The sequence below is a fragment of the Paraburkholderia podalyriae genome (assembly GCF_014397785.1).
Taxonomy (GTDB): Bacteria; Pseudomonadota; Gammaproteobacteria; order Burkholderiales; family Burkholderiaceae; genus Paraburkholderia; species Paraburkholderia podalyriae.
The window spans coordinates 1-7,295 of the sequence record NZ_VZQQ01000130.1; the positions used below are offsets into that span (position 1 = coordinate 1).

General features: G+C 60.8%; 9 protein-coding genes and 1 pseudogene. 5 read left to right on the top strand and 5 right to left on the bottom strand.

All coding sequences use genetic code 11. From position 1 onward, the window contains the following. Positions 1 to 184: 184 nt before the first annotated feature. Positions 185 to 560: pseudogene (locus tag F6X42_RS41055) on the top strand (SET domain-containing protein). Between the two features lie 568 nt (positions 561 to 1,128). Here F6X42_RS41055 and F6X42_RS41060 read toward each other — a convergent pair. Then, entirely contained in the window at positions 1,129 to 1,350 is a 222-nt protein-coding gene (locus F6X42_RS41060) for a hypothetical protein (RefSeq protein ID WP_187639499.1), read from the bottom strand. A 385-nt stretch (positions 1,351 to 1,735) separates the two neighbouring features. Between F6X42_RS41060 and F6X42_RS41065 the strand changes: the two genes are divergently transcribed. Next, the gene (locus F6X42_RS41065) at positions 1,736 to 2,008 is read left to right on the top strand and encodes a hypothetical protein (RefSeq protein WP_187633341.1); all 273 of its coding nucleotides are present in this window, start codon (positions 1,736 to 1,738) and stop codon (positions 2,006 to 2,008) included. Between the two features lie 282 nt (positions 2,009 to 2,290). After that, the gene (locus F6X42_RS41070; RefSeq protein WP_187639500.1) at positions 2,291 to 2,557 is read left to right on the top strand and encodes a hypothetical protein; all 267 of its coding nucleotides are present in this window, start codon (positions 2,291 to 2,293) and stop codon (positions 2,555 to 2,557) included. A 173-nt stretch (positions 2,558 to 2,730) separates the two neighbouring features. Here F6X42_RS41070 and F6X42_RS46215 read toward each other — a convergent pair whose 3' ends face one another. Further along, positions 2,731 to 2,910 carry a hypothetical protein gene (locus F6X42_RS46215; RefSeq protein ID WP_376776523.1) on the bottom strand — a complete coding sequence of 60 codons (180 nt, stop codon included), beginning with the start codon at positions 2,908 to 2,910 and terminating at the stop codon, positions 2,731 to 2,733. 102 nt (positions 2,911 to 3,012) lie between these two features. Then, positions 3,013 to 3,672, bottom strand: coding sequence for a DUF4158 domain-containing protein (locus tag F6X42_RS41075; RefSeq protein ID WP_376776522.1), 660 nt, complete (start codon positions 3,670 to 3,672; stop codon positions 3,013 to 3,015). 1,053 nt (positions 3,673 to 4,725) lie between these two features. Here F6X42_RS41075 and F6X42_RS41080 point away from each other — a divergent pair. Beyond that, entirely contained in the window at positions 4,726 to 5,313 is a 588-nt protein-coding gene (locus tag F6X42_RS41080) for a hypothetical protein (RefSeq protein WP_187639501.1), read from the top strand. Positions 5,314 to 5,424: 111 nt separating this feature from the next. Here the strand turns inward: F6X42_RS41080 and F6X42_RS41085 are convergent, their stop codons facing one another. After that, on the bottom strand, positions 5,425 to 5,781 hold the full coding sequence (locus tag F6X42_RS41085) for a GGDEF domain-containing protein (protein ID WP_312893020.1): 357 nt from the start codon (positions 5,779 to 5,781) through the stop codon (positions 5,425 to 5,427). A gap of 11 nt (positions 5,782 to 5,792) precedes the next feature. On the opposite strand from F6X42_RS41085, the gene F6X42_RS44985 reads away from it, so the two are divergent. Beyond that, positions 5,793 to 6,458 (top strand): carnitine 3-dehydrogenase, encoded by a 666-nt coding sequence (locus tag F6X42_RS44985; protein WP_246530515.1) that lies wholly within the window; start codon positions 5,793 to 5,795, stop codon positions 6,456 to 6,458. A 243-nt stretch (positions 6,459 to 6,701) separates the two neighbouring features. Here the strand turns inward: F6X42_RS44985 and F6X42_RS41095 are convergent, their stop codons facing one another. Then, complete coding sequence (locus F6X42_RS41095; RefSeq protein ID WP_246530516.1) at positions 6,702 to 7,169, bottom strand: DUF2252 family protein; 468 nt, start codon at positions 7,167 to 7,169, stop codon at positions 6,702 to 6,704. Positions 7,170 to 7,295 lie beyond the last annotated feature (126 nt).

Below are 7,295 nucleotides of genomic sequence, written 5' to 3' on the forward strand. Positions count from 1 at the left end.
TCGCTGGCAATACATCGTTTCCGGCGTCAAGGAGCCGCGCTTTCAACGCGACTTGTTCGGCAAGATCAACGAGGCGCAGAAAGACCGCGTCCTATCGGCACTGGCTCCCCTGATGAACTGAGACCGCTCTGTTGAACGGCGCGGCGGAATGGATTGCAGCGAATCTTTCCGTCGCACCGCCGACATGATTCCGGAGGAGCTCATCGAGTACAACGGGGTGAAGTGACCAGCTGGCGGCGCGCCGCTGCCCGTCAGCGGTCCGGGGCCGGTCATACGTTCGCGTTCAGTCGTTCCGACGCAGCTTGATCGACGGCAGCCGCGGCGGCAACAGCGCCCGCTGGACCATGCCTGTATTCCCAACTGCGAGACAATCGAGGCAGGCAATCGGGTATTCATCCGCGCACTCACCGACATCAAGCCCGGCGAGGAGCTCTTCATCGACTACGGCCTCGAAGTTGAAGCCGAGATCAGCGAGGACATCCGGTCCCCGGTATGCATGTCACTGCGGCGCTTCCACCTGCCGTCAGTCCATGCTCGGTTACAGTGCGACGTCACTGTAACCGTGGCGTGCTAGCGTGGGAGCACCGTCGACGGACGATCGCTCTTCGGTAAGCGCCCGTGCATGGGACTCGCGATTTTCGGAACGCCGCGCGCCGCCCGGCAACGGGCCGGTGCCGACGCCGAGCACGACCTTTACGGCGGTTTGCAAGCTACAACGGCCGTTGGTCGACTCGCACGGGAAGACCGGAGTTCGGCCTTATGCGAAGCTTTCCATAAGGCAGAGTTGCTTCCATCGGGCATCCGGCCGGTTCCGAGGTGAACTGGCCGTTGGAATGACGACTTTGTGTGTTGCGCGAACGGCAACTCTTGGCCGATCCCGGAAATCGAGCGGCCTCCGGTGATCGTCGGCCGCGTCGAACTTCCGTAGCCGACCCCAGTCGGCCATAGCAGCTCGCACGCTGGTCGTCCGTTACCGGATGTGGAGCGGCCACGCATACGGGCGAGCCGAACATCGTATTCAACGAGCGGCACGGTCCGGTCACTTCAAGGGTGAGGGGAAGCATTCCTGAGTTCCATCCGTGGGTGGCGGGCGGGTGTCCCGCCGCCAAGCTCGACAACTTACGGAGTTCAGTCGTCCTGCTGTTCAGCCATTTCTGCCGCCACATGAAGTCCATTGTCCATGGCGGGCTCTTCTGTCGCGTAAGCGATTCCCGGTTCGTGCCGCACTTCTTTGATCGCGTCTCCAGTATGGTCAATATGGACGATCTCAAATGTATACCCTCCTTCAGCCAGTCGGATCGGTTCAATATGGTAGGTGTGTTTGCCCTTGCTAATCGTTCTTGCCGGCACCGATTTTTCTCCTTTGCGTCATCTTTCACCGCCACCGATATTCCACGTCTGTGGCTTCTGAACTGTCGCTAATGGCAGGTTAGCCCGCTGCCAGTCCGCCGGCTGACAAGTCCCGCCTCAATTTTCCGAAACCAGGCGTTTGCACAGTCGTGCAAGGACCATGCCGCGAAAGGGGCTGCGCACTCGCCTTTGACGTGAGCGTTGTCGGCCGCTCGCTGCGCATATGGTTTCAAATGGAGCCGGGGTCCAGCGCGGTGGGAATACGGAGTTCCGGGGCCGCTATCGGACTTTGGTCCCATTGGTCTCACCCGCCTGGCCGAGTAGGGTGGAAAAATCCGTCGACGATTGGACTGCGACATATCCGCAATATCTCCGGGAGCTCATCATGAAATTTCTCGTGGTTACCACTTCGGCCATTTTCGTTGCAGTGCTTTCAAACGCGTCCGTTTGGGCTCAAGACAATTCCGCAACCAGTGCGCCGGCGGCTGCAGGGCATCCCGACGAAATCGTGAGGATGCACCAACAGGTGGCCGCAGCCAATCGTGTCTATAACAAGCACGTAGCCGCTGCACAAAAAGTTTTCGATGAGAAAAAGGCAGCAGCCAAAAAAGAGCGTGATGCTGCCATAGCGGCAGCACATCAGGGTGTGGGCCAATAGAACGACGACGTTCCCGGCACCTCAATGGTTCCTTCCGCAGCAACAGCCAAACGCTACCATGCTATTTGAGCCCACGGACGACGTTACGCTCCCTGCTAAGCAAGTGCGGTCACCGACATAGATCAGGCCGTGTGGTCCGCCGTTGATCGCGACCGGGCAGCCTTCGACAACCAGCCGAAGCCGCCTGTCATCAGTGCGGCGTGATGTCGCCTAGCGCTCGGCCACGAGGACGCGTTGTGGGACAATCCAGTTCGGCAACCACCAGTCTGGAGGGCGAACGCCATGGATTCGTCATACATCAAACTGACAACCCCAATCGTCGACAACCGGTCAGCGCTGTGGTTCTCCGCGTATGGCTTCGGGTGGGGATACTGCGCCTTCGAACTCAGACCGGAGGTTGTTTGCGAATACCTCGGAGCGGCAGACGACAGCCAGAAGCAGTTGCTGCTCGCGTTTCAGTTGGGAAAGCAAAAGTTAGTGGGAGTTGCGGAACGCAAAATACCTCCATCGAGTGGAGAGCGCATCGAGATTACTGGCCAGGATCTTTAAGCTGCGCTGCAGCAGTGCACACGACCGGCCGGTTCGGTCTAAGCACCCGTCATTCGCGCATGAAGTCGGACTGACCGGACCTGGCCGGCTGCTGCCTGACGTCGAGGGGCGGCACGCGACCCACTTCAGCCCTCGACCCATCGCGACGTCAGCGGCAGCTTTCGAAGGCGGATTCAACCGGTGGATGCAATAGTTTGCTGGAATCGTTCGGCGGGCGTCTCGTAGTCCAGCGTCTTTCTTGGACGCTCGTTCAATCGTCTTGCCACAGCGTTGAGTTTGGCCTGCGGCAGCATCAGGATCAACTGGTCGGTAGCGGTTAGCAGGCAGTAGCGCAGGAAGCAGGCAACCTCCACCGTACGTGCCGGTTCTTTGATCCTGGCCCCTGCCGACGGTGGTCTGGAGGCCAGCCGTCGGGCGTAGCGGCGCAGGACGAGGTCGGGAAGATCTCCCAGGTGCTAATGAACCTCCAGGCCGTAGAGCAATTCGATGCGTTCGAACACCTCGCTGATCTGCCGTGTTGAGTGCCTGGCGGGTGTCGCCCACAGCCAACTCTGCTGCGTCTGGCCATCAGCACGAGGCTCAACAATCGCGCGGCGCCAGCGATCAAGCGTCCCCGGCTTAACCACCGCGCGAATCGTTGCGCCGGTCTCGGCCTCGAGTTGCGAAAGCGCGGCGGCGATCAGAGTGCGGATGGCCCGGTCGTGGACGATCAGCAGCCGGTGGTCGTACAACCATTGTCGGGCACGAACGAGCAACTGTTCACGGTCAGCGCATCGGCCTACCTCGTCCCGCAGTTCTCGCACCAGGGCGCTGCGCTGGATGCTCGCTCCATACATCGCGCGCAACGTTGCGAGTTCCGGGGCGTCGATGCCGAGCTCGCCGCTGAGGTGGCGCCATAGCACCGATGGGATGACGCGAAAAGCGTCGAGCAGACGCCCGCTCATGCGCAGGAAGCCGATGTGCAGCGCCAGGCCAAGCTTCAGTCGGTTGCCGCGCCGCGCCGCGATCAGTTCGCGCTCGGCCGGGCTGAAGGTAAAGAAGGCCTGCAACTCGAAGGTGCTGAGCTCGCGCGGCAGCTCCCGCATGCCCAGGTACGTCGTCTGCCAGCCCTGCATCGCGCGCCTCCGTCGGTGGGACGTTCACGATACGCCGCAAAAAAGCGAACAGCAACGTCAACAAAATCAATGGCTTACTACGTGACCCCTGCCCCCCGCGTCGTTACTGGCTTTGCGTACCGTCACTTATTGCACTGATACCACCCCCCGACGAAAAAGAATGCGAGAACCGCACCCTGAAGGCCCGAGTCCAGGACGGGTTCATCATCCATCGTCGCAGAGAGGTCCCGCTGATCGCGCTCGTTTTGCTGGCCGGCTTGGTACAACCACGAGTTATCTTCTCGATTGCTCATTAGCTTCTCCTCTCCAGGCGAGTCTAGGTTGATCAATACCCAGGGTATCAGGCGGGCTTCAATTCACAAACGCATTGCAACACGTTAGCGAACCCTGACGGCTGCGGTTTAGGCATCCACGGAGGTCGATGCTGTATGGACCAGGACCAAAGTCCGATGTCCGCCGTGCCTCGCACGGGCTACGCTGGATGAGCGATACACAATCGTCAGTGTCGACGCGTCCGTACTGTCATGTCTGCCCCCGAGACCACCTTGAACGGGCTCCACGAAACGAGACCCACAATGACCGACGCACCACGCCCCGAAAACAAAAACGAAAGCAGGAACCAGGCGCCTGTCGCCGGATCCCGCGCGGTGTTTTCCCTCGCCCAGTGTCTGCCCGCCTACCGGCCGCACTGGATGGCGCGCGACGCCATTGCCGGCGTGACCGTGGCGGCCGACGGCATTCCGGTGTTGCTTGCCTACGCAACGCTGGCCGGAGGCGACCCGGTGCGGTTCGGCCCCATTTGCGTTTATGGTCCCACCCGCGGGTCTTCACAGGGAGGAATACAGCATCAGACAGCGAATGAGCGCGCCTGGCACCAGCCCGATACCGACGCCATCTCAGGCGCATCAGATCAGTCTGCGGGCGAGCCGTGGATCCCGTCGGTCCGGAACTGTCGATGCTCCTGCGTTTCTCGGAGCGGTGCACGACACAGTGTGTTCCGCGTACGTCCAGACCGGCTGAAGAAAAGCTTCATCGTTGCAAAAGGAGAGCTCTATGAAGAACATGAAGTTTCTGGTCATTGCCGCCCTGGCGGCCATCCCGCCAGCCGCATGGGCACAGCCACAAAGCGTGGAAGTGACGAAAGCGCCGGGCCAGGCCACCATAAAGGGCACCACCCGGGTGACGGCGACCGTGCAGAACATCGATCCCGCGACGAGATCCGTGCTGCTGAAACCCCAGAACGGCAAGATCGTCGAAGTGCAGGTTGGGGAAGAGGCGCGCAACTTCGACCAGCTCAAGGTGGGCGACGTCGTCACGGCCGTTTACCGGCAATCGCTCACCCTGAGCCTCCAGAAAAACGTCGGCGCAACAGCCTCAACCGAAGAGCAGCCGATCATGGAGCGCGCACCCGAGGGTGGTAAGCCTGGCGGCACAGTGGGTCGGCAAGTAACGATCGTCGCCGACGTCGTCGCGGTCAACCCCAATAGCAGGACCGTCACGTTGAAAGGCCCCAAGGGCAACACGGTAGACCTGAAGGTCGAAGATCCTGCGCAGTTCGCCAACATCAAAAAGGGTGATCAGGTGCAGGCGGTGTACACCGAAGCGCTCGCCATTTCCGTAGAGCCAGCCGTCAAGAAGTAGCGACCCTCGCCAGCCGCCACGTTCGCGCGCGGCGGCTGGCTTGAAGGTTCGGCATGCATCCGGTCTCCGATGCGGGTGTTGCGTGGTCGCTTCAGCCGCAAGACACCCGCTTCAGGCGATCACGACCGCGTTGCGGCCGGCCCGCTTTGCGCCATACATCGCCGAGTCGGCTCGAACGATGACCGCTGCCAACGATTCGCCCTTGGTGCTTGTTGCGACGCCAGTCGACAGCGTTACTCCGTGCAGCTGCATTCCCTCAGCAGCCATGCGTATCCGCTCCGCAACACGCCTTCCGTCTTCCGGCTTTGTCCCGGGGAGAAGCACGGCGAACTCATCGCCACCCCACCGACACGCGAGGTCCCATCCACGGATACTGCCCTTGATCGCGTCAGCGACGCCTTGCAGGACGAGGTCCCCGGTGTGATGTCCGAGCGTGTCGTTCACGCTCTTGAACCGATCGCAGTCGATGGCCCAGCAGTGTGCTGAACCACCCTGGAAACGTCCATCTCGGACTCGAAGGCGGCGCGTCGCATAAGTCCGGTGAGCTTGTCATTACGGGCATCTTCGTAGAGCACGCCGACCATGCTGTTGAGCGCATTCAGGGAGAAGCCGTTGCACGCGTCGGACCTTGCTATCTCTTCCACCAGAACATGCGCGTGCGTGGCCGCGTCCGCATATTGCATGTTGTGCCGGACAATGCCGTCGATGACACCAACGCTGATCGCGTCACCGACCCCGAGAAGGTTTTTCCTCTCGTCGAGAGCGGGTGGCTGGATCCTGATACGTCCGCCGTCGCGCAGATAAACCACGGCATCGCGCTCGCCGCGCGTGACAAACAGAGTCGCGTTGGCGATGCCGACGCCGCTGTTTCGTGGGGCCCGGGCTTGCGCTGGGGGATCATGGGGCCGAGTCTTCTGTATCACCTCGGCGGCGGTCAGGGCGGTATCGAGCATTTCTTCGATCAGTTCACCGGTCCACTGACGGCCTGGTGGCATGTGCTCGGAACGCCAGAACTCACTCCGGACGTGCGTGCGACCATCATTAAAGGCGTACATGAGGAGGCCCAGTCGCGCTCGCAGCAGGAACTCGCGACTTATCGCGATGAGGTTCTGATGGGGCTGCTTCGGCTGCGAGATAAGGAGTGATGCCGTCGTCGAAAACACCAGCGGTCGCGACCTTCTGCTCTCGTCCAAGGGCGGCAGCAGCATCACCGTAACCGTGCCGGCCAATGTGCCGGTCGTGACCTTCGCGCCGGCAACGTGCGCTGACCTGACGCCGGACTCGGATCAGAAGCCACAAATTGCGCCGCCGGTATTTCTTTTCTTGCCGTTGATACCAGGCGAAGCAGCAATTGCGAGTGCGCAAAAACCGATGGGGGTGCTCCAAACTCAATCACGAATGACCTGGATGCGTCCTGCCTTGACTGCTGCTTTCAAAACCGTCCAGTCTGCCTCATTCTGTTCCGCATAAGCGAGCCCGAATCGCTCGATGGCCTCGTCGAATGCACTCGACTTTCCAACGTATCCGCTGAGCAACGCGGGGTCCCCCGCTTTCGCCATCGAATGGGCGAGCACGTGAGCGCAGGAAACCGCATATTCGCCGAGATCTTCAACGTCGAAACTGGTGAAGTCGAACGCGCCCTTCATGTCGCGCAATTGCCGCACGTAGAAGTCATTGCCCGTGTGGTGCAGCTTCGACCATCCGAGAAAAATGTCGCTGGCCGATTGCAGCAGACGCTGCCCGTTCACCACACGCTGACCGTGATTGGAATAACGACTCGGCGGCAGGTAATCCTCGAGTACGGAAGCCCGCGCCTCCTTGAGTTGAAGGAACAGTGGACATTGTCCGTCGGCCATGAGTATGGTGTGGTAAAAAATATGTGCCGCTCGCTTGCCAGCGAGGCTAGGGCAGCATCTTTGCGGAAATCGAACAGCACATATTATTCGGCTACAGGGTGCGGAGGAAGGTCATCAGGTCGGGCT

What these genes read in the sequence shown, in the direction of transcription:
- F6X42_RS41065 (WP_187633341.1), top strand. Translation starts at nt 1,736, where the DNA reads ATGAAATTTCTCGTGGTTACCACTTCGGCCATTTTCGTTGCAGTGCTT.
- F6X42_RS41070 (WP_187639500.1), top strand. Translation starts at nt 2,291, where the DNA reads ATGGATTCGTCATACATCAAACTGACAACCCCAATCGTCGACAACCGG.
- F6X42_RS41075 (WP_376776522.1), bottom strand. Translation starts at nt 3,672, where the DNA reads ATGCAGGGCTGGCAGACGACGTACCTGGGCATGCGGGAGCTGCCGCGC.
- F6X42_RS41080 (WP_187639501.1), top strand. Translation starts at nt 4,726, where the DNA reads ATGAAGAACATGAAGTTTCTGGTCATTGCCGCCCTGGCGGCCATCCCG.
- F6X42_RS41095 (WP_246530516.1), bottom strand. Translation starts at nt 7,169, where the DNA reads ATGGCCGACGGACAATGTCCACTGTTCCTTCAACTCAAGGAGGCGCGG.